This is a genomic window from Thermus sp. FJN-A (genome assembly GCF_054655095.1).
On record NZ_BAAHSC010000213.1, the window covers coordinates 111450 to 128605 of the forward strand.

Annotated in this window: 21 protein-coding genes and 1 rRNA gene; 15 read left to right on the forward strand and 7 right to left on the reverse strand. The window is 68.1% G+C overall.

Annotated features, from left to right (window positions below; all coding sequences use genetic code 11):
* The first annotated feature begins 8 nt into the window (after nt 1–8).
* The 5 genes from ACYQ0J_RS12410 to ACYQ0J_RS12430 all read left to right on the forward strand — a co-directional run bounded on the left by ACYQ0J_RS12410 (nt 9) and on the right by ACYQ0J_RS12430 (nt 3921).
* A complete protein-coding gene (locus tag ACYQ0J_RS12410; RefSeq protein WP_460172415.1) occupies nt 9–527 on the forward strand; it encodes a DUF3341 domain-containing protein in 519 nt (172 codons plus the stop codon).
* Nucleotides 528–570: 43 nt separating this feature from the next.
* Nucleotides 571–1035 (forward strand): c-type cytochrome, encoded by a 465-nt coding sequence (locus ACYQ0J_RS12415; RefSeq protein WP_460172441.1) that lies wholly within the window; start codon nt 571–573, stop codon nt 1033–1035.
* The gene (locus ACYQ0J_RS12420) at nt 1019–2020 is read left to right on the forward strand and encodes a hypothetical protein (RefSeq protein WP_460172416.1); all 1002 of its coding nucleotides are present in this window, start codon (nt 1019–1021) and stop codon (nt 2018–2020) included. Before ACYQ0J_RS12415 ends, ACYQ0J_RS12420 begins: the two co-directional genes overlap by 17 nt.
* A gap of 142 nt (nt 2021–2162) precedes the next feature.
* Nucleotides 2163–3299 (forward strand): NAD(P)/FAD-dependent oxidoreductase, encoded by a 1137-nt coding sequence (locus ACYQ0J_RS12425; RefSeq protein WP_460172417.1) that lies wholly within the window; start codon nt 2163–2165, stop codon nt 3297–3299.
* Nucleotides 3300–3309: 10 nt separating this feature from the next.
* Nucleotides 3310–3921, forward strand: coding sequence for a helical membrane plugin domain-containing protein (locus ACYQ0J_RS12430; RefSeq protein ID WP_460172418.1), 612 nt, complete (start codon nt 3310–3312; stop codon nt 3919–3921).
* A 9-nt stretch (nt 3922–3930) separates the two neighbouring features.
* Here ACYQ0J_RS12430 and ACYQ0J_RS12435 read toward each other — a convergent pair whose 3' ends face one another.
* From ACYQ0J_RS12435 to lysJ, 5 genes are read right to left on the reverse strand one after another with little or no spacing between them, the layout of a single operon-like run.
* The gene (locus ACYQ0J_RS12435; RefSeq protein ID WP_460172419.1) at nt 3931–5541 is read right to left on the reverse strand and encodes a GGDEF domain-containing protein; all 1611 of its coding nucleotides are present in this window, start codon (nt 5539–5541) and stop codon (nt 3931–3933) included.
* Between the two features lie 22 nt (nt 5542–5563).
* Entirely contained in the window at nt 5564–6640 is a 1077-nt protein-coding gene (locus tag ACYQ0J_RS12440) for a [LysW]-lysine hydrolase (RefSeq protein WP_460172420.1), read from the reverse strand.
* Nucleotides 6612–6851: a type II toxin-antitoxin system HicA family toxin gene (locus tag ACYQ0J_RS12445; RefSeq protein WP_460172421.1), complete on the reverse strand. Its 240-nt coding sequence runs from the start codon at nt 6849–6851 to the stop codon at nt 6612–6614. The genes ACYQ0J_RS12440 and ACYQ0J_RS12445 overlap by 29 nt, the downstream gene beginning before the upstream one ends.
* On the reverse strand, nt 6848–7051 hold the full coding sequence (locus ACYQ0J_RS12450; RefSeq protein WP_460172422.1) for a type II toxin-antitoxin system HicB family antitoxin: 204 nt from the start codon (nt 7049–7051) through the stop codon (nt 6848–6850). Before ACYQ0J_RS12450 ends, ACYQ0J_RS12445 begins: the two co-directional genes overlap by 4 nt.
* 4 nt (nt 7052–7055) lie before the next feature.
* The gene (lysJ, locus tag ACYQ0J_RS12455; protein WP_460172423.1) at nt 7056–8243 is read right to left on the reverse strand and encodes a [LysW]-aminoadipate semialdehyde transaminase LysJ; all 1188 of its coding nucleotides are present in this window, start codon (nt 8241–8243) and stop codon (nt 7056–7058) included.
* A gap of 152 nt (nt 8244–8395) precedes the next feature.
* Here lysJ and ACYQ0J_RS12460 point away from each other — a divergent pair, with 152 nt between their 5' ends.
* From ACYQ0J_RS12460 to plsX, 9 genes are all read left to right on the forward strand, one after another.
* Entirely contained in the window at nt 8396–9202 is an 807-nt protein-coding gene (locus tag ACYQ0J_RS12460) for a hypothetical protein (RefSeq protein WP_460172424.1), read from the forward strand.
* Nucleotides 9203–9327: 125 nt separating this feature from the next.
* The gene (locus tag ACYQ0J_RS12465; protein ID WP_460172425.1) at nt 9328–10473 is read left to right on the forward strand and encodes a glycosyltransferase family 4 protein; all 1146 of its coding nucleotides are present in this window, start codon (nt 9328–9330) and stop codon (nt 10471–10473) included.
* Between the two features lie 4 nt (nt 10474–10477).
* Nucleotides 10478–11473 carry a mannosyltransferase gene (locus ACYQ0J_RS12470; RefSeq protein ID WP_460172426.1) on the forward strand — a complete coding sequence of 332 codons (996 nt, stop codon included), beginning with the start codon at nt 10478–10480 and terminating at the stop codon, nt 11471–11473.
* Entirely contained in the window at nt 11470–12480 is a 1011-nt protein-coding gene (locus ACYQ0J_RS12475) for a glycosyltransferase family 4 protein (RefSeq protein ID WP_460172427.1), read from the forward strand. The genes ACYQ0J_RS12470 and ACYQ0J_RS12475 overlap by 4 nt, the downstream gene beginning before the upstream one ends.
* On the forward strand, nt 12477–13487 hold the full coding sequence (locus tag ACYQ0J_RS12480; RefSeq protein ID WP_460172428.1) for a mannose-1-phosphate guanylyltransferase: 1011 nt from the start codon (nt 12477–12479) through the stop codon (nt 13485–13487). The genes ACYQ0J_RS12475 and ACYQ0J_RS12480 overlap by 4 nt, the downstream gene beginning before the upstream one ends.
* Nucleotides 13484–13963, forward strand: a complete 480-nt coding sequence (folK, locus tag ACYQ0J_RS12485) for a 2-amino-4-hydroxy-6-hydroxymethyldihydropteridine diphosphokinase (protein ID WP_460172429.1) — start codon at nt 13484–13486, stop codon at nt 13961–13963. The genes ACYQ0J_RS12480 and folK overlap by 4 nt, the downstream gene beginning before the upstream one ends.
* Nucleotides 13964–14001: 38 nt before the next feature.
* Nucleotides 14002–14379 carry a S1 RNA-binding domain-containing protein gene (locus tag ACYQ0J_RS12490; protein ID WP_460172430.1) on the forward strand — a complete coding sequence of 126 codons (378 nt, stop codon included), beginning with the start codon at nt 14002–14004 and terminating at the stop codon, nt 14377–14379.
* Nucleotides 14380–14437: 58 nt separating this feature from the next.
* Nucleotides 14438–14770, forward strand: coding sequence for a thioredoxin (gene trxA / locus ACYQ0J_RS12495; RefSeq protein WP_460172431.1), 333 nt, complete (start codon nt 14438–14440; stop codon nt 14768–14770).
* On the forward strand, nt 14767–15747 hold the full coding sequence (plsX, locus tag ACYQ0J_RS12500; RefSeq protein WP_460172432.1) for a phosphate acyltransferase PlsX: 981 nt from the start codon (nt 14767–14769) through the stop codon (nt 15745–15747). Before trxA ends, plsX begins: the two co-directional genes overlap by 4 nt.
* Here the strand turns inward: plsX and ACYQ0J_RS12505 are convergent.
* Both ACYQ0J_RS12505 and ACYQ0J_RS12510 read right to left on the reverse strand, forming a co-directional pair.
* Complete coding sequence (locus ACYQ0J_RS12505) at nt 15736–16155, reverse strand: archease (RefSeq protein WP_460172433.1); 420 nt, start codon at nt 16153–16155, stop codon at nt 15736–15738. The genes plsX and ACYQ0J_RS12505 overlap by 12 nt on opposite strands.
* Nucleotides 16146–16814 carry a PIG-L deacetylase family protein gene (locus ACYQ0J_RS12510; protein WP_460172442.1) on the reverse strand — a complete coding sequence of 223 codons (669 nt, stop codon included), beginning with the start codon at nt 16812–16814 and terminating at the stop codon, nt 16146–16148. Before ACYQ0J_RS12510 ends, ACYQ0J_RS12505 begins: the two co-directional genes overlap by 10 nt.
* Before the next feature lie 128 nt (nt 16815–16942).
* On the opposite strand from ACYQ0J_RS12510, the gene ACYQ0J_RS12515 reads away from it, so the two are divergent.
* Nucleotides 16943–17156, forward strand: a 16S ribosomal RNA gene (locus tag ACYQ0J_RS12515); the annotation flags it as partial.

A 17156-nucleotide genomic window follows, 5' to 3' on the forward strand; every position in this document is an offset into this window, starting at 1 on the left:
AGGGCGGGATGCTCTACGGGCTCATGGCCTACTTTGACGCGCCGGAGAAGCTCCTTCAGGCTTTAAGGACCTTGAGGGCCGAGGGCTACAGGCACCTGGAGGCCCTCACCCCCAACCCGGTGGAGGGCGTGGAGGAGGTCCTGGGCGGGGATGGGCGCATCCCCTGGGTGGCCTTCGCCCTGGGGGTCTTGGGGGCGGGCCTGGGGCTCTTCCTCCAGGTCTACACCACCCTGGACTACCCCCACAACGCCGGGGGGAAGCCCCTTTTGGGCTGGCCCGCCTTCATCCCCGTCACCTTTGAGCTCACCATCCTCACCATCACTGTGGGCATCTTCCTCTACCTGCTCTACGTGAACGGCCTGCCCCTGGCGGCCCATCCCGCGGTGCGGGCGCGGGAGTACGTGCGGGTCCTCCTGGACGAGTACGGGGTCTTCCTTTACGCCTCCGACCCCAGGTTTGACCTCGAGGCCACCCGGGCCCTTTTGCTGAGCCTGGGGGCGGAGGTGGAGGAGGTGCGGCGTGACTAGGCTCTGGCTCCTCCTGCTTCCCCTCCTCTCCGCCTGCGGCTGGATGTGGGACCAGCCCAAGGTCCGGGCCTTCCGCGAGGCCCCCCTGAGGGTGGAGCCGGCCCCCGAAAGGGTCCGCTTCGGGGAGAACCTGAACCCGGAGGTGCGCCTGGGCCTGAGGCCTGAGGGGGGGTTCGCGGAGAACCCCTTCGCCTTCTCCGAGGCCGAGCTGGTCCGGGGGAAGGCCCTATACCGTTCCTTCTGCGCCATCTGCCACGGCCTGAACGGGGAAGGGGACGGAAGGGCCATCCCCTTTGGGGTGCCCAAGCCCCGCTCCTTCCACGACCCCGCGGTCCAGGCCATGCCCGAGGGGTACTTCTACTTCGCCGCCACCAACGGCTTTGGCCGCATGCTCTCCTACAAGAGCCGCATCCCGGAGAGGGAGCGCTGGCTCATCGCCCATTACGTCAAGCAGTGCCTCCTTCTGGAGGCCTGCCCCTTGGAGGTGGTGAATGCAGAGGTCTATTGAGGCCAACCGCTCGGGGTCTTGGTTCCTGGGCTTGGCGCTTTACGCCCTGGCCTTTCTCTTCGGAGCCCCTGCCGCCTACTTCCCCTTCGCCTTTTTCCTCCTCCTCTCCTTGGGGGCGCTTCTCGTCCTCCTCCTGCACAACGCCCTGCAAAGCCGCTGGGGGGTGCCCTTGGAACCCTACCTCTACCCCTTGGCCCGGCTCCTTCCCCTCATGGGCCTTTTGGGCCTGCCCTTCTTTCTCTTCCTCCCCGAGCTCTTCCCCTGGGCGCGGCCCGGGGCCAGCCTGGACCCCATCCTGGCCCACCGGGCCAGCTACCTGAACGCCCCCTTCATGCTCCTGCGCTACGTCCTCTTCTTCGCCCTGTTCGCCCTCGTCCTGGCCAGGCTTCGCCCGGGGGAACACCGCCCGGAGGTGGGGGCCTGGGGCCTGGCCCTTACCTTCGCCGCCGGCACGTTTCTCTGCTTTGACCTCTTCAAGAGCCTCGAGCCCCACTTCTACTCCGCCTCCTTCGGGGCCATCCTCCTCCTCTCCGCCGCCCTCCTGGCCCTCGCCGCGTCCGTGGCCTTGGCGGCCCGGAAGGGGACGGCGGCCCTCCTGGGCCAGGCCCAGAACCACACCAACCTCCTCCTCGCCCTTTCCATCATCTGGATCTACGTGGAGGCCACCACCCTCATCATCGTCTGGGGTGGGGACCTGCCCCACGAGGTGGAGTTCTACTTAAAGCGCCTCCACAGTCCTTGGGACGGGGTGGCCGCCCTCTGGGTGGTGGGGGGCTTCTTCCTCCCCTTCCTCTACCTCCTCACCAACCCGCCCAAGCGGGAGGCCCGCTACCTCCTGCCCGTGGCCCTCTGGATCCCCGTGTTCCGCCTCCTGCACCTGGCCTGGTACGTCCTGCCCGCCTTGGGGCGGGGCGTGGGGGTGGGGGAGGTCCTGGGCTTCTTGGGGCTTGGGCTTCTGTTCCTCCTGCGCCTACGCCAGGCCTAAAGGCCCCAAAGGGCCTGCCTGCGGCTTGGGGGCGGGTATTGGGCCCCGGAGGGGGGAGGGGCATTTGCACCTACCTTCACAAGCTGGGGAGGAGGAAACTAGCCCTAGGGGTACGAGGTACAGGTACCCAAGGAGGTCGGAGATGGCGACGAAGGTTTTGGTCCTGGGAGGTGGTTCGGGCGGTCTGGTGGCGGCCAACAAGGTGAAGAAGCTCCTGGGGAGGGAGGTGGAGGTCACCCTGGTGGACAAGAACGCCTACCACGAGTTCATGCCCGCCTACCCCTGGGTGGCCTTCGGCATGCGGGAGCCGGAGCAGGTGCGGCGCCCCTTGGCTAACCTGGAGAAGCGGGGGATCACCTACGTGCAGGCCACGGTGGAGGCCCTGGACCCGGCCAACAACAAGGTGAAGACCAGCGCCGGGGAGCTGGCCTACGATTACCTGGTGGTCTCCCTGGGGGCCGAGGCCTTGCCCAGCCCGGCCCAGGACGGCTACGCTCCTTGGAGCCTCGAGGGGGCCTTGAGGCTACGGGAAGCCCTCAAGGGCTTCAAGGGCGGAAGGGTGGTGGTGGGGGTTTCCTCGCCCTACTACCCCTGCCCCCCGGCGCCCTACGAGGTGGCGGGCCAGGTGGAGTTCGCCCTCAAGGTCAAGGGGGTGCGGGAGAAGAGCAGCGTGGAGGTCTTCCACCTGAACCCCCTGCCCCTGGCGGGCATGGGGCCGGTGATCTCCGGCAAGGTGATGGAGATCCTCCGCGCCAAGGGCATCGCCTTCCACGGGGAGTTTGAACCCGCGGCCTTTGCAGGGGGCAAGGTGAAGGCCAAGGACGGGCGGGAGCTCGCCTACGACCTCCTCATCCTCACCCCCCCCTTCGCCCCCAACAAGGTGGTGCGGGAGTCCCCCCTGGCGGGACCCCAGGGCTTCCCCGAGGTGCACAAGTCCACCTTCCGCTCCCCCAAGTTCCCCAACGTCTTCGTCATCGGGGACACGGTCAACCCCTCCCTCATGCTGCCTCCCGCCGGGGTGGTGGCCCACTTCCAGGGGGAGTACGTGGCCGGGGTCATCGCCTCGGACCTCAAGGGGGCCTACATCGGCGAACCCTTCAACCCCGTGGCCATGTGCATCATGGACTTCGGGGACAACGCCCTCCTGCCCCAGTGCTCCTTTGAGCGGCTTTTGGCGGGCACGGGCATGCCCTCCTGTGGGGTCATGGCCGTGGGCAAGTGGGTGCGGGTGACCAAGATGCTCTTCGAGGGGTTCTGGTTCGCCACCCTCATCGAGTAAGGAGGTGGACATGGAAACCGCGCTTACGGTGGAAGAGCGGCTTGCCCGCATAGAGGAAGTCCTGGAAAAAAGCGGTCTGGGCCTCCTGGCCCAGGTGGGGGCGGGGGAGACCCTTTCCGAGAACCTGGGCCTCCTTATGGACCCCAAGAACCTGCAGCTCGTCTCCCTTCTGGCCCGCTTCCTGGACCAGGCCGAGGCCCTGGAGAAGCTGGCGGAGACCCTGGAGAAGCTGGAGAAGTCGGGGGCTCTGGCCTTCTTGGGCCACCTCTCCGAGAACTTCGGCGAGGGCCTGGGGATGCTCATGGAGCCCCAGGTGCTGAGGCTCCTTTCCCACGGGGCCAACGTCCTGGACATCCTCTCCCGCATAGAGCCCGCGGCCATCGGCATGATGGCGAGCGCCATGCAGCGGGGGCTTTCCCAGACCTTCACCCCCGAGGTGATGCGAGACCCGCCCCGGGTGGGCCTGGCGGGCCTCCTGAAGCAGCTTTCCGACCCCGAGGTGCAGAAGGCCTTGGGCGTGCTCTTCCTCCTCCTCAAGGCCTTGGGCAAGGCCTTCGGCCACCTAAACGAGGACATGAAGGCCCTGGAGGCCCTCATGGCCAAGATGATGCCCAAGAAGTAGGCGGGGCGCCTAGGCCAGGGTGACCCGGTCCCGCCCCGCCTCCTTGGCCCTGAGGAGGGCGTAGTCGGCCCGGAGGATCCAGTCCTCCACCTCGGCCTCCCCCTCGGGCACCCTTCCGCCCGCGATGCCGGCGGAGAGGGTGAGGGGGTAAGGGATGGGGCTCACCCGCTCCGCGCGGAAACGGTGGCGGATGCGCTCCACCACCTCCTTGGCCGCCTCGCGCCCGGCCCCGTAGAGGAAGAGGAGGAATTCCTCGCCCCCGTAGCGCACCGCCAGGTCCTCCTGGCGCACGCTGGCCAGGAGGATGCGGCCCAGGAGCTTCAGGACCTCGTCCCCCACGGGGTGGCCGTAGGTGTCGTTCACCCGCTTGAAGCGGTCTATGTCCAGCATGACCACGCTCACCGGGGCCTTGTAGCGGCGGGAGAGGGCCAGGAGTTTGGGGAGCTCCACCTCGAGGCCCCGCCGGTTCAGGAGGCCCGTGAGGGGGTCGGTGAGGGCCAGGGTGCCCCACTCCACCTGCTTCAGCACCTGCTTGAGGCGCTCCCCCAGGAGGGAGAGGAAGCCGGGCGGGATGGGTTCCTCCAGGGGGCCTCCCAGGTAGAGGTAGGCGGCGTCCCCGTTAAGGGGGATGGTCAGGCTGCGGGCGGTGCGCTCCCCCACCAGGCCCCGCCTGCCCCGCACCTCGAGGCCCACCGCCTGGGGCAGGAGGTGCCTTGCCGCCTCCAAGGTTTCCAGGAGGACCGCCTCCGGGCTTAGGGTCTGGGTCACGCTGGGGGAGAGGCGGGCGAGCTTCTCTAGAAACTGCATCCAACGGCGGCGCCCTTCCTCGGTGCGCCGCCACTCCAGGTGGAGGGCGTAGAGGAGGCCCAGGGCGCCCACCAGGCCCCCGTACAGGGCCAGCACCCGGATTCCCCAGGGGGTGGGGTCCTGCAGGAGCACGGCGGGCATGGCAAAGAGGCTTCCCAGGCCCAGGGCCTGGCCCCAGAAGGGGGCCTCCCCTTGTCCTTCGGCCCACACCCCCAGGGCCAGGAGGAGGTAGCCCAGGGTCCAGAGGAGGTGGACGGGGTGGCCCGTGGGGTAGCCCTCCTCCGCCTCCAGGAAGGCGTAGGCGGTGTCCGCCACCAGGAAGAGGAGGAGCCCCACCCCCCAAAGGACCCGCCCCCCCAGGAGGCCCTTTTGAAAGAGGGGCTCCAGCCTGGGCAGGAAAAGGAGGAGAAGGAGGGCGTCCCAAACCACGTAGACCCGGTCAAACCCGAGCTCGGGCCGGAGCGCCGAGGCCAGGCCCAAGGCCCCTAGGGGCAGGAGGAGGAGGCTGAGCCGGGGAGGGTGCCCGGGGATGCGCAGGAGGGCCCAGGTGAGGGCGGCGTAACCCACCAGGTAGGGAAATTCCAGGTATAGCCCCCGGGGCCAGCCCCCGAGCTCCTCCAGGGTCCAGGCCAGGTCCCCCAGGCCCAGGAAGAGGAGGCCGAGCCCCCAGGCCCGCTCCTTTCGTGCCCAGAGGAAGGCGCCGCCCCCCAGGGCCACGAGGGGGGCGAGAAACCGCTCGCTCCAAGGGGCGGTGGGGGGGAATAGGGCGAGGCAAAGAATAAGGGCTAGAAAACCGAGCCAATAGGGCGCCACGACCCCAGTTTAGCCCAGCCTTCTAGCCCGGCGCGTGCGCCACGGCCAAGGCCTCGAGGGCCTCCCGCAAGGCCTCAATCCCCTTCAGGAACTCCCCCACCTCCACGTGCTCGTAGGGGGTGTGGTCCAGGGTGGAGTCCCCGGGGCCATAGGCCACCATGGGCACCTTCCAGTGCGGGGCCAGGACGTTCATGTCGCTGGTCCCGGTCTTCAGCTTGAAGACGGGCCTTCCCCCCGCCTTGCGGATCCCCTGGCGCAGGGCCCGGGTGAGGGGGGTGTCCTTGGGCCCCAGGTAGGGGACTTCCCGGCCGAAGAACTCCAGCTCAATCGTGGGGGGGGCGTAGGCGGTGAGGTGGCGGATGGCCTCCTCCGGGGGGAGCCTCGGGGGAAGGCGCAGGTCGAAGAACATCTCCGCCACCTGCTTGAGCTCGGCGGGGTGGACCTTGAAGTCGCGGAGGGTGTACTGCACCTGGTCAAAGGGGCGCTGCCCCACGTTCATGGCCTCGGCCCAGGCCTTGATGGCCACGAAGTAGCTGATGAGCTCCTCGGCGGCGTTGGGTTCGTGGTGGGCGGAGTGAAAGTGGTCCTTCTCCCGCCGGGCCTTCACCAGAAGCCTTCCCTTGTACCCCAGGGTGATCCCCTCCCAACCGGAGGGCTCGCCGATCACCACGTAGTCGGGCCTGAGGCGGGGGGCTATGAACCTTGCCCCCTTGGAGCTTGGCGCCTCCTCCTCCGTGGCCCCCACCAGGTGGACGGTGAGGCGCTTTTGGGCCTTTGGGGAAAGCCCGGCGGCGGCGAAGACCATGGCCACGAAGGGGCCCTTGGCGTCCACCGCCCCCCTGCCGAAGAGCTTCCCCCCTTCCAGGCGCACCGGCACCAGCCCGGGCACGGTGTCAATGTGCCCGAGGAGCACCACCTGGACGGGGCCTTCCCCCACCTGGCCCCGGGCGTTGTCCGCCTCGTCCACGAAGCCCTTCAGGCCGAGCCGTCGCATCCCTTCCGCCAGGTACTCGGCCACGGGGCGCTCCTCCCCGGAAGGGGAGGGAATCTCCAGGGCCCCTTTGAGGAACTCAACGGGATCCAAGGCGCTTTCGCTCATAGGTTTCCTTGTCCCAGCCCACGTCCTTTAGGATGGCGAGGAGGGTTCCCGGCCTTAAGGTCTCCCCTGCGTGCACGGGTACCGTGGTGGCCCGGCCGTCGGGGTGCCGAAGGCGCACGTGGCTTCCCCGGACCCGCACCACCTGGAACCCTTCTTCCTCCAGGAGGCGGAGGAGCTCCTGGCCGGTGATGGGGGTGAGGCGGGGGCTCACGCCGCTTCAATCTCCAGCTCGCCCTCCAGGCCTACGACTTCCGCCCTCTCCTCTTCCAGGGATACGGCAATGGCTTCCTGCAAGCGCTGGAGGAGCTCCTCAAAGCTCCGGGCCTGGGTGTGGGCGTGGAGCTCGGGCACGTGGGCCACGAAGTAGCCCTCCTCGTCCCGCTCTACCACCACGCGGTAGTGCCGCCTCATCCCCCTATGCTAGCACCGCCCTTACCGCCTCCACCACCCGCTCCAGGTCTTCCTTTTCGATGACCAAGGGCGGCAGGAAGCGGATCACCGTGGGGCCGGCCTGGAGGGTGAGGATGCGGTGTTCCTTCTCCAGCCTGGTGATGTAGGGGGCCACCTTTTCCTTGAGTTCCAGGCCCACCATGAGGCCCATGCCCCGCACCTCCCGGATCTTGGGGGAGGGGATCTCCCTCAGCCTCTCCATGAACCAGGGCCCAAGCGCCGCGGCCCTCTCCCATAGCCTCGTCCGCTCCAGGTAGCGCAGGGCTGCCACCCCTGCCGCCATGGCCAGGGGGTTCCCGCCGAAGGTGGTGCCGTGGCCGCCCTTGGGCATGCTCTCCGCCACCTCTTCCCGCATCACCGCGGCCCCAATGGGTACCCCACCCCCCAGGGCCTTGGCCAGGGTGAGGATGTCGGGCACAACGCCGTAGTGTTCAAAGGCGAAGCGCCTGCCGGTGCGGCCCATGCCGGTCTGGATTTCATCCAGGATGAGGAGGGCCCCCTTGGCCTGGGTCACCTCCCTGGCCGCCCGCAGGAACTCCTGCGTAGCCGGGCGCACGCCGCCTTCTCCCTGAACGGGCTCCAGGATCACCGCGGCGGTGTCCTCGTCCACCGCTTTCTTCAGGGCCTCCACGTCGTTGTAGGGGATGAACTCCACCGGGCCCAGAAGGGGCAGGAAGGGCTCCCGGTACTTGGGCTCCCAGGTGACGGAGAGGCTTCCCAGGGTCCTTCCCGAGAAGCCCCGCATGGCCGCCACCAGCTTGCGCCGCTTCGTGTGGGCCCAGGCGAACTTGATGGCCGCCTCGTTGGCCTCGGTGCCGGAGTTGGTGGGGAAGACCCGGTTGAGTTCCGGGGGCAGTACCGAGACCAGGGTGCGGTAGAACTCCCCCCGGGTGGGGGTGGGCAGGGTCTGGGGCATGGAGAGGAGGGTTTCCGCCTGCCTCTTGATGGCCTCCACCACCTCGGGGTTGGCGTGTCCCAGGTTGGCCACCCCGTAACCCCCCACGCAGTCGATGTACTCGTTGCCCTCCGCGTCCCAGACCTTCGCGCCTTGGCCCCGAACGATGAGGAGGTCATGCTTGGTGTAGACCCCGGTGTCCAGGGTCTTTTCCGCCTCCAAAAGGGCCCGCCAGTCTTCCAGGGTTCTTGTCTCCACGCCTGCACCTCCATGAAAGAAAAGCCCCGGGGCTTGCCCGGGAAGCGCCGCTTCCCAGGCGGACTCAGGTTTTGCCCCGGGCGCGCATCTCCCCCTAAGCCTAGGGGGAAGGCGTCTAGCGTGTCAACCGCGGCCCCGGATAGTATGGATTTATGCGAAGGTGGGCGGCGTTACTCCTCTTGCTGGCCGTGGCCCAGGCCCAGTCCTTCTTCAGCTTGAGCGCGGTGGACAAGAGCGTCTTCGGTTTCGGCCAGGCCCTCCCCGCCGGGGTGTGGTGGCGGGTGGGGGTGGACCACAACCTGGAGGCGAGCGCCCACCTCTACCTGCGCCGGGAAGGGCTTACCAATCCCCTCTTTCCCCTTTTGGGCTTTACGGGGCTCGGCTTCCCCGGGGCCTACTACCTGGGGCTTGGGGTGGAGGGGGATGCTTCTGGGGTCCATCTTTCCGGTCTTTTGGGCCTCGAGGCCTTCCTGGGGGAAGGCTTCGCGGTTTTCCTGGAGGGCATGGCCCCGGTCTCCAGGTTTTCTGGGCCCCACTTCGGGGTCGGCCTCCGCTACTACCCTTCCGGGCGGGAGGCCTTCACGCCCGTCTTTGACCCGGAGCGCCGCTTCCGCCTGTACGTGCCCGGCCCTGTCCTTACGACCGCGGCCTTGGCCTACGAGGGGGAAGGCTACGCCCTCTGGCTCGGCGGCTGGCCTTTCTGGCCCTCCAGGGCCCCCTGGCCCGCCCTGGGGGGGCAGGCCTACCTGGGGGACGCCTTCCTGGGGTTTGGGGTAAGCTACACCCCTTGGGGTTGGGACCTTTCCCCTTACGTGGGATACCGCTTCCCCTTGGGGGAGGGGGTGGAGGCGCACCTTCGCCTCCAGCCCGTCTTTTGGCTCCTGAGGGAGGGGGGCCTGGGGGGCTTGATGGGCTTTGTGTACAGCCTCCTGGGCTTCAGCCTGGTCTTCCCCCTTTAAGGGCGGGGCGGTCCGCCCGGAAAGCCCAGTTCAGGAAGCGCATATTGCTTGAGCATTTCATTGGCATATGTGCTATCCTCTTTGAATAAGGGGGCGTATCCCCTTGCGTAGACCGGAGGTCGGGCATGCTGACCCTAGTGGGCACCTATCCTCCTATCCGCTGCGGCATCGCCACCTTCAACCGCGACCTACGGGGGGCCCTCCTGCGGGAAGGGGTGCCTTCCCAGGTGGCGGTGGTGGCCCACCCCGAGGAGGTGCGCCTGCCCTTCCCTGAGGAGGTGGTCCGGGTGGTGGCCAAGGAGGACCGGGAGGGGTACAGGGCCTTGGCGCGCCTCCTCCGGGGGCCGGTGATCCTCCAGCACGAGTACGGCCTCTACGGCGGGAAATGGGGCGATTACGTTCTGGACCTCCTCGAGGCCCGGGGTCCCAAGGTGGTGGTCCTCCACACCCTCCTCCAGGCCCCGCCCCCGGGGCTTGGCGAGGAGGACCTTCGCTACATGCAGGGCCTCCTCCGGGCCATGGCCGAGAGGACCCAGGCCTTCGTCGTCCTCCATCCGGAAGGGGAAAGGTTCCTTAGGGCCCTCGGGGTGCGGACCCCCGTGGTCCACATCCCCCACGGCGTCCCCGATCTTCCCAGACCCCCTAAGGAGGCCTTGAAGCGGGCCTTGGGGCTGGAAGGCGCCTTCCTCCTCTTCACCTACGGCCTCCTTGGGCCCGGAAAGGGGCTGGAGTTCGCCCTAAAGGTGCTCGCCCGCGTCCTGCCCCACAACCCCAGGGCCCGCTACCTGGTGGCGGGCAGGCTCCACCCCAACCTGGAGCGGCAGGAGGGGCGGCGGTACCTGGAGGGGGTTCTGGCCCTGGCCGAGGGGCTTGGGGTGGGGGAGGCCTTCCTCCTGCGGGAGGGGTACCTTGCCGAGGAGGAGCTCTACCGCCTGGTGGGGGCGGCGGACCTCTTCCTCCTCCCCTACCCCAACCTGGAGCAGGTTTCCTCCGGGACCCTCTCCTACGCCCTGGCCCTAGGCAAGGCGGTGCTCTCCACCCCCTTCTGGCACGCCCGCGCCGCCCTGGCTGAGGGCCGGGGGGTGGTTTTGCCCCTGGAGGAGGAGGCCTGGGCCCGGGCCATCCTGGAGCTTGCGGAAAGCCCCGGGCGCCTGAGGGAGCTGGAGGAGCGGGCCTACGCCTATGCCCGGGACTTCACCTGGCCCCGGGTGGCCCGGTCCTACGCGGCCCTGCTTAGGGAGGTGGAGGGTGTTCGGCCTCGGGTGGCTTAAAGGCTTGACCGACGCCCGCGGGCTTCTGGAGCACGCCCACCACGGGGTGCCCCGGCTTGGCGAGGGGTACACCACCGACGACAACGCCCGGGCCCTCCTCTACCTCAGCCTCCTCCCCGAGGGGGCCCGGGACGAGGGGCTTCTTCGCACCTACCTCGCCTTCCTCCTCCACATGCAGAGGGAGGACGGCCGCTTTCGGAACGGCCTCACCCCGGACGGCCGCTTTGAGGACGAGGGGGGGGCGGAGGATCCCACGGGCCGGGCCGTCCTCGCCCTCGCCGCTGCCCAGGGGCTTGCCCCTCCCTACGCGGGCCCTGCCCGGGAGGCCCTCCTTCGGGCCCTTTCCCCCCTCGAGGGCTTCACCTCCCTAAGGGGGCGGGCCTACGCCCTCCTCGGGCTTCTCGCCCTGCCCAAGGAGCCTTTCCTGGAGGCGGCCGAGGCTTTGGGGGAGGGGCTCCTTTTGGCCTTTAGGGAGGCCGAGCCCGCCTGGCCCTTTCCCGGCCCCCTGACCTATGCCAATCACCGCCCGGTGGAGGCCCTTTACGCCTACGGCCTCGCCTTCCGCCGCAGGGAGGCGGTGGCCCTGGCCAAAAGGGCCCTCGCCTTCCTCAAGGAGCACTACTTCACCCCGGGGGAGGAGGGCCTCTTCTTTGACCCCGTGGGCAACCGCTTCATGGAGCGGGGCAAGGACAAGCCTCTCTTTGACCAGCAGCCCATAGAGGCCAAGGCTGCCCTCCTCGCCCACCTGCGCTTCGGGGAGCGGGTGTTGGCCGAGGTGGCCTTTCTCTGGTTCCACGGGCGGAACCGCCTCCGGGTTCCCCTGGTGGATGCCTTCGGCCCCATGGACGGCCTCACCCCCCACGGCCCCAACCAGAACCGCGGGGCGGAGGCCCTCCTCTCCTACCTCCTCGCCTGGCAAGCCCTCGTCCAGGGGGTCTTCCCGCGGGTGGAGGAGGGCGTGGCCCTGGGGCGGGTCTTCGCCTTGGGAGGGGGACCGTGAGGGTGGCCATGCTGGCGCCCATCGCCTGGCGGGTGCCGCCCAGGCGGTACGGCCCCTGGGAGCAGGTGGTCTATGACCTCACGGAGGCCCTTTTGGACCTCGGGGTGGAGGTGGTCCTCTACGCCACCTGCGACGCCGAGACCCGGGCCCCTCTGCGGTGCACCGCGGAGAGGCCCCTTTGGGAGGACGAGGAGGCGGACTGGAAGGTGGAGGAGTTCCTCCACATCGCCCGCGCCATGGAGGAGGCGGGGGAGTTTGACCTGGTCCACAACCACTACGACTTCATGCCCCTCTACTTCACCCCCTTCGTCAAGGTTCCGGTCCTCACCACCATCCACGGCTTCTCCAGCGAGAAGATCAAGAAGGTCTACCGCCGCTACGCCGCCCTTCCCCACGTCCACTACGTGGCCATCTCCCAGGCGGACAAGGACCCGGCCCTCCCTTACTTGGGCGTGGTCCCCCACGGGGTGGACCCCAAGCGCTTCCGGGTGGGGGAGGGGGGGAGGCACCTCCTCGTCCTTTCCCGCATCCACCCGGATAAGGGCGTTAAGGAGGCCATCCTTTTCGCCCGAAAGGCAGGGCTTCCCCTGAAGATCGCCGGGCCCGTCCAGGACGAGGCCTACTTCCAGAAGGAGGTGGCTCCCCTGCTCGGAGAAGGGGTGGAGTTCTTGGGCCCCGTGGACCCCGAGACCCGGCAGGCCCTTTTGGAGGGGGCCATTGCCCTTCTCCACTTTGTCAACTTCAAGGAGCCCTTCGGCCTCGCCCCGGTGGAGGCCATGATGAGCGGGGTCCCCGTGCTGGCGAGGCCCTTAGGGGCCCTCCCCGAGACGGTGCGCCACGGGGAGACGGGGTTTTTGGCGGAAGGCTGGGAAGAGGCCCTGGGCTACCTGGAGCGGCTTAAGACCCTGGACCGCAAGGCCATCCGCCTCTATGCCGAGGCCCGGTTCTCCAGGAGGCGGATGGCGGAAGATTACTTGGCCCTTTACCAAAAGGTGGTGGGAGCGTGAAGGCGTATGCCCTGGTCATGGCGGGAGGGCGGGGAGAGAGGCTTTGGCCCCTCTCCCGGGAGGACCTTCCCAAGCCCTTTCTACCCCTCCTGAACGGTAGAACCCTGTTGGAGGCGACTTTGGAGCGCATCGCTCCCCTGGTACCCAAGGGGAACACGCTCATCATCGTCCGGCAGGACCAAGAAGCGGTGGCCCGCCCCTATGCCAACGGGGTTCGGCTTCTCCTCGAGCCCTTGGGGCGGGACACCGCTGGGGCGGTGCTCCTCGGGGTGGCCCAGGCGCTGAGGGAAGGGGCGGACCGCCTCCTGGTCCTGCCCGCCGATCACTACGTGGGGGACGAGGAGGCCTACCGTGAAGCCCTCGAGGCCATGCTGGAGGCGGCGGAGGAGGGGTATGTGGTGGCCCTGGGCCTGAGGCCCACCCGCCCGGAAACGGAGTACGGCTACATCCGCCTTGGGCCGCGGGAGGGCCTTTGGTACCGGGGGGAGGGTTTCGTGGAAAAACCCTCCTACGCCAAGGCCTTGGAGTACCTGAAAGGGGGGTACGTGTGGAACGGAGGGGTCTTCGCCTTCACCCCCTCCACCATGGTGGAGCTGTTCCGCCGCCACCTGCCGAGCCATGCCGAGGCCCTCACGCGCCTCCTCCGCGGAGAACCTGTGGAGGCGGTCTACACGGGGCTCCCCAAGATCTCCATAGACTACGGGGTGATGGAGAAGGTAGAGGCCTTAAGGGTGGTTCTGGGCCGCTTTCCCTGGGACGATGTGGGCAACTGGCGGGCCCTGGAGCGGGTCTTTTCCCAGGACGAGCAGGAGAACGTGCGCCTGGGAGGGGGGCGGCACCTGGCCCTGGACACCTTCGGCTGCGTGGTCTACGCCGACCGGGGCACGGTTGCCACCCTAGGCATCTCCGGCTTGGTGGTGGCCAAGGTAGGGGATGAGGTCCTGGTGGTACCCAAGGACCGGGCCAGGGAGGTGCGGGACCTGGTGCGGCTCTTGGAGGCACCGTGAAGGCCTACGTGGGCCTGGGGAGCAACCTGGGGGACCGGGCAGCCTACCTCCTTTCGGGGCTTTCCGCCCTCTCCCGGCTGCCCAGGACCCGCCTCCTCAGGCTTTCCCCCGTTTACGAGACCGAGCCCGTGGGCCCGCCCCAGCCCACCTACCTGAACCTGGTGGCGGAGGTGGAGACCCGTCTTCCCCCGCGGGCCTTCTTGGAGGCCCTTCTTCGCATAGAAGAGGGGTTGGGGCGGGAGCGGAAGGAGCGGTGGGGCCCCAGGACCATAGACCTGGACCTCCTCCTCTACGGGGAGCGCGTGGTTCGGGAGGAGGGGTTGGAGGTGCCGCACCCTCGCCTTCACGAGCGGCCCTTCGTCCTGGTGCCCCTCTGCGACCTGGTGCCTCAAGGAAGGCACCCCGTCTTGGGCCGCACCTTCGCCGACCTCCTGGCCGCCTTGGACCAGAGGGGGGTGCGGCCCCTTGTGCTATAGTGGGGGCATCGCGGCAGGTCCGCGCGAGGAGAAGGAAAGTGGAGATAGAAGCGGGAAGCATCGTAGAGGGCCGCGTGGTGCGGGTGACGGACTTTGGGGCCTTTGTGGAACTCCCGGGCGGCGAGCAGGGCCTGGTGCACATCTCCCAGATCGCCCACGAGTTCGTGAAGAACGTCCGGGACTTCCTCAACGAGGGGGACATCGTCCAGGTGATGGTGAAGGGGCGGGACGCCAAGGGGCGGCTGGACCTTTCCATCAAGGACCTGACCCCTGCTCCCGAGGGGGCCCCACCCCCCAGGCCCAGGCGCCTGCCCAAGCAGTCCCCGGAGTTTGAGAACAAGTTGAAGAGCTTTCTCCGCGGCACGGGGGGCTTTGGCGGGGGCAAGGGCAAGAAGGGCGGCAAGAAGAAGCGTTAGCCTTAAGGGCGACTCCCGGGGTTTATGCCCCGGGGGTTTTGCTTTAGAGTGAGGGGGTATGGCGAAGCCCATAGAGGTTACCGACGCCAACTTTGACGAAACCCTGGGCGGGCACCCCCTGGTTCTGGTGGACTTTTGGGCGGAGTGGTGTGCCCCGTGCCGCATGATCGCGCCCATCCTGGAGGAGCTGGCCCGGGAGTACGCGGGAAGGCTGGTGGTGGCCAAGCTGGACGTGGACGAAAACCCCAAGACCGCCATGCGCTTTAGGGTCATGAGCATCCCCACCGTCATCCTCTTCAAGAACGGCCAGCCCGTGGAGGTGCTGGTGGGGGCCCAGCCCAAGCGCAACTTTGAGGCCAAGATCCAGAAACACCTGCCCCCAAGCGCATGAGGATCGCCCTGGATGCCATGGGGGGGGACCGGGCCCCTGGGGTCACGGTCCAGGGGGCCGTCTGGGCAGCCCGAGAGGGGGTGGAGGTCCTCCTGGTGGGCGACGAGGCCCGCTTGCAGGCGGAGCTCGCCCGCCAGGGGGCTTCCTTGCCCCTCTGGCACGCTCCCGACTGGATCCGCATGGAGGAGCACGCCACCGAGGTGAGGAAGCGCAAGGACACCTCCATCATGGTGGCCATGGACCTGCTGAAGCGGGGCGAGGTCCAGGCGGTGGTGTCCATGGGGCACACGGGGGCGGCCATGGCCGCGGCCCTCTTCACCCTGGGGCGGGTCAGGGGGGTGGAGCGGCCCGCCCTCCTGGTGGAGTTTCCCAGCCAGAGGGGTCGTACCTTCCTCCTGGACGGGGGAGCCAATGCCGACTGCCGCCCCAGCTTCCTGGTGCAGTTCGCCGCCATGGGCCTGGCCTACGCGGAGGCCCTGGGGGCACCGGCGCCCAAGGTGGGCCTCCTCTCCATCGGCGAGGAGGAGGGGAAGGGGAACGCCTTGGTTCTGGAAACCTTCCCCCTGCTGAAGGCGGCCTTTGGTGAGCGCTTTTACGGCAACGTGGAGGGGCGGGACATCTTCTTGGGCACCACGGAGGTGGTGGTCACCGACGGCTTCACCGGGAACGTGGCCCTGAAGCTAGCGGAAGGGGAGGCCAAGGTCCTCTTCGGCTGGATCAAGGAAGCCCTCACCTCTAGCTCCCTGGCCAGGCTGGGCGCCCTTCTGGCCAGGGGGGCCTTGCGCCGGGTGCGGGAGCGGGTGGACCCCGCCCAGTATGGGGCCATGCCCCTTCTCGGGGTGGAGGGGGCGGTCTTCATCGGCCACGGCTCCGCGGACGCCTTGGCGGTGAAAAACGCCCTGCTTAGGGCTAAGCGCCTGGTGGAGGCGGGGATGCTTTCGCGGGTGAAAGAGGCCCTGGCCGCCCTACACGTCTAGGATGACCTGGGCCCGCCAGCGCCCGTCCTCCTGCCGCACCTGTAAGCCGTGGAAGGTGGCGCTTTTCACCTCCCCTTGGAAGCCGAACCCCTCCTGGAAGGGCTCCCCCCACAGGGTGGCCTCTAAGCGGTAACCCTCCCCTTTGGGCCCCACCCGTATCCGGGCTTTTCCGGGCACGAAGCCCTTGGTCTGAATGAGGTAGAGGAGCTCGTTGAGGTAGCGCACCAGGAGGGTTTCCAGGTCCTCGGCCTCGAGGGTGAGCCGCCTCCGTCTTGTGCCCCCTTCGGGGGGCGACCGGAACATGACTTCCAAAAGACCCTTGAGGGCGGCTTGGAAGAGGTCCTCCAGGCTTTCCGCCTCCAGGACGAAACCCACGTCTGCGGTGTGGTCTAAGGGTCTCACCACCATGGCCCCTCCTGGGTTCCCCCGCTTCCCGGCAGGTGGAAGCTCTCGGTCCAGAGTCTTTCGGGTTGCCTTTCCAGGAAGTCCAGCAGCGAGAGGGCCTGAGTCTTGTGTTGGGCCAAAGCCTTAAGCTTTCCCGCCAGGGCCCACTCGGGCAGGCGCAGGCGGTGGGTTACGGGCCAAGGACCCTCGGGCCGCACGAAGTAAACCACCTGCGCGAGCCCAGCCGCCGCCTTGGTGGCGTAGCCGCTGGTGGCCACGTGGTCGGGGTGGCCGTTGATGCCGTCGGGGGGAAAGGTGAGGACGAAGCGGGGCCGTAAGGCAAGAAGCCTTTCCCGGATGGCCCCTTCCGCCTCCGGGTGGTCGGGGAGACCCCGGCCCGTGGCGGGCCCGCGCAGGCCCTCCTCCGCCTCGGAGGGCAGGGCGTTGGGGAAGGAGAGGACCTCGAGGAAGTCCACCCCCAGCACCTCCGCCGCCCGCTTGAGTTCCTCGCTCCGCACTTCCCCCAGGCGCTCTGGGGGGCAAAGCCCCAGGGTCCTTCCTGCCTCCCCCCGGGTGAGGGTGAGGATGCCGGTCCTAAGCCCCGCTTTCTTGGCGAGAAGAAGCGCCCCCCCGGCGCCAAAGCTCTCGTCATCGGGGTGGGGTACCACCACCAGCAGGTCCACCATGCCCCTATCTTGACAGAAAGCCCTTCCCCTGGTAGATTCAATGGTGCGCCGGTTGAAACCGGCGGGGGATCTTGAAAGCGCGGGAATTGGGCAGACGCACGAAGCCAAACGCCTTTTAGGCGTTTTTGTTGGAGAGTTTGATCCTGGCTCAGGGTGAACGCTGGCGGCGTGCCTAAGACATGCAAGTCGTGCGGGCCATGGGGTTTTACTCCGTGGTCAGCGGCGGACGGGTGAGTAACGCGTGGGTGACCTACCCGGAAGAGGGGGACAACCTGGGGAAACCCAGGCTAATCCCCCATGTGGACGTGTCTTGTGGGGCACGTTTAAAGGGTTTTACCC

Coding starts and splice junctions, on each gene's coding strand:
- ACYQ0J_RS12410 (WP_460172415.1), top strand. CDS start 9: ATGCTCTACGGGCTCATGGCCTACTTTGACGCGCCGGAGAAGCTCCTT.
- ACYQ0J_RS12415 (WP_460172441.1), top strand. CDS start 571: ATGTGGGACCAGCCCAAGGTCCGGGCCTTCCGCGAGGCCCCCCTGAGG.
- ACYQ0J_RS12420 (WP_460172416.1), top strand. CDS start 1,019: ATGCAGAGGTCTATTGAGGCCAACCGCTCGGGGTCTTGGTTCCTGGGC.
- ACYQ0J_RS12425 (WP_460172417.1), top strand. CDS start 2,163: ATGGCGACGAAGGTTTTGGTCCTGGGAGGTGGTTCGGGCGGTCTGGTG.
- ACYQ0J_RS12430 (WP_460172418.1), top strand. CDS start 3,310: ATGGAAACCGCGCTTACGGTGGAAGAGCGGCTTGCCCGCATAGAGGAA.
- ACYQ0J_RS12440 (WP_460172420.1), bottom strand. CDS start 6,640: ATGAGCGAAAGCGCCTTGGATCCCGTTGAGTTCCTCAAAGGGGCCCTG.
- ACYQ0J_RS12450 (WP_460172422.1), bottom strand. CDS start 7,051: ATGAGGCGGCACTACCGCGTGGTGGTAGAGCGGGACGAGGAGGGCTAC.
- ACYQ0J_RS12460 (WP_460172424.1), top strand. CDS start 8,396: ATGCGAAGGTGGGCGGCGTTACTCCTCTTGCTGGCCGTGGCCCAGGCC.
- ACYQ0J_RS12465 (WP_460172425.1), top strand. CDS start 9,328: ATGCTGACCCTAGTGGGCACCTATCCTCCTATCCGCTGCGGCATCGCC.
- trxA (WP_460172431.1), top strand. CDS start 14,438: ATGGCGAAGCCCATAGAGGTTACCGACGCCAACTTTGACGAAACCCTG.
- plsX (WP_460172432.1), top strand. CDS start 14,767: ATGAGGATCGCCCTGGATGCCATGGGGGGGGACCGGGCCCCTGGGGTC.
- ACYQ0J_RS12505 (WP_460172433.1), bottom strand. CDS start 16,155: ATGGTGGTGAGACCCTTAGACCACACCGCAGACGTGGGTTTCGTCCTG.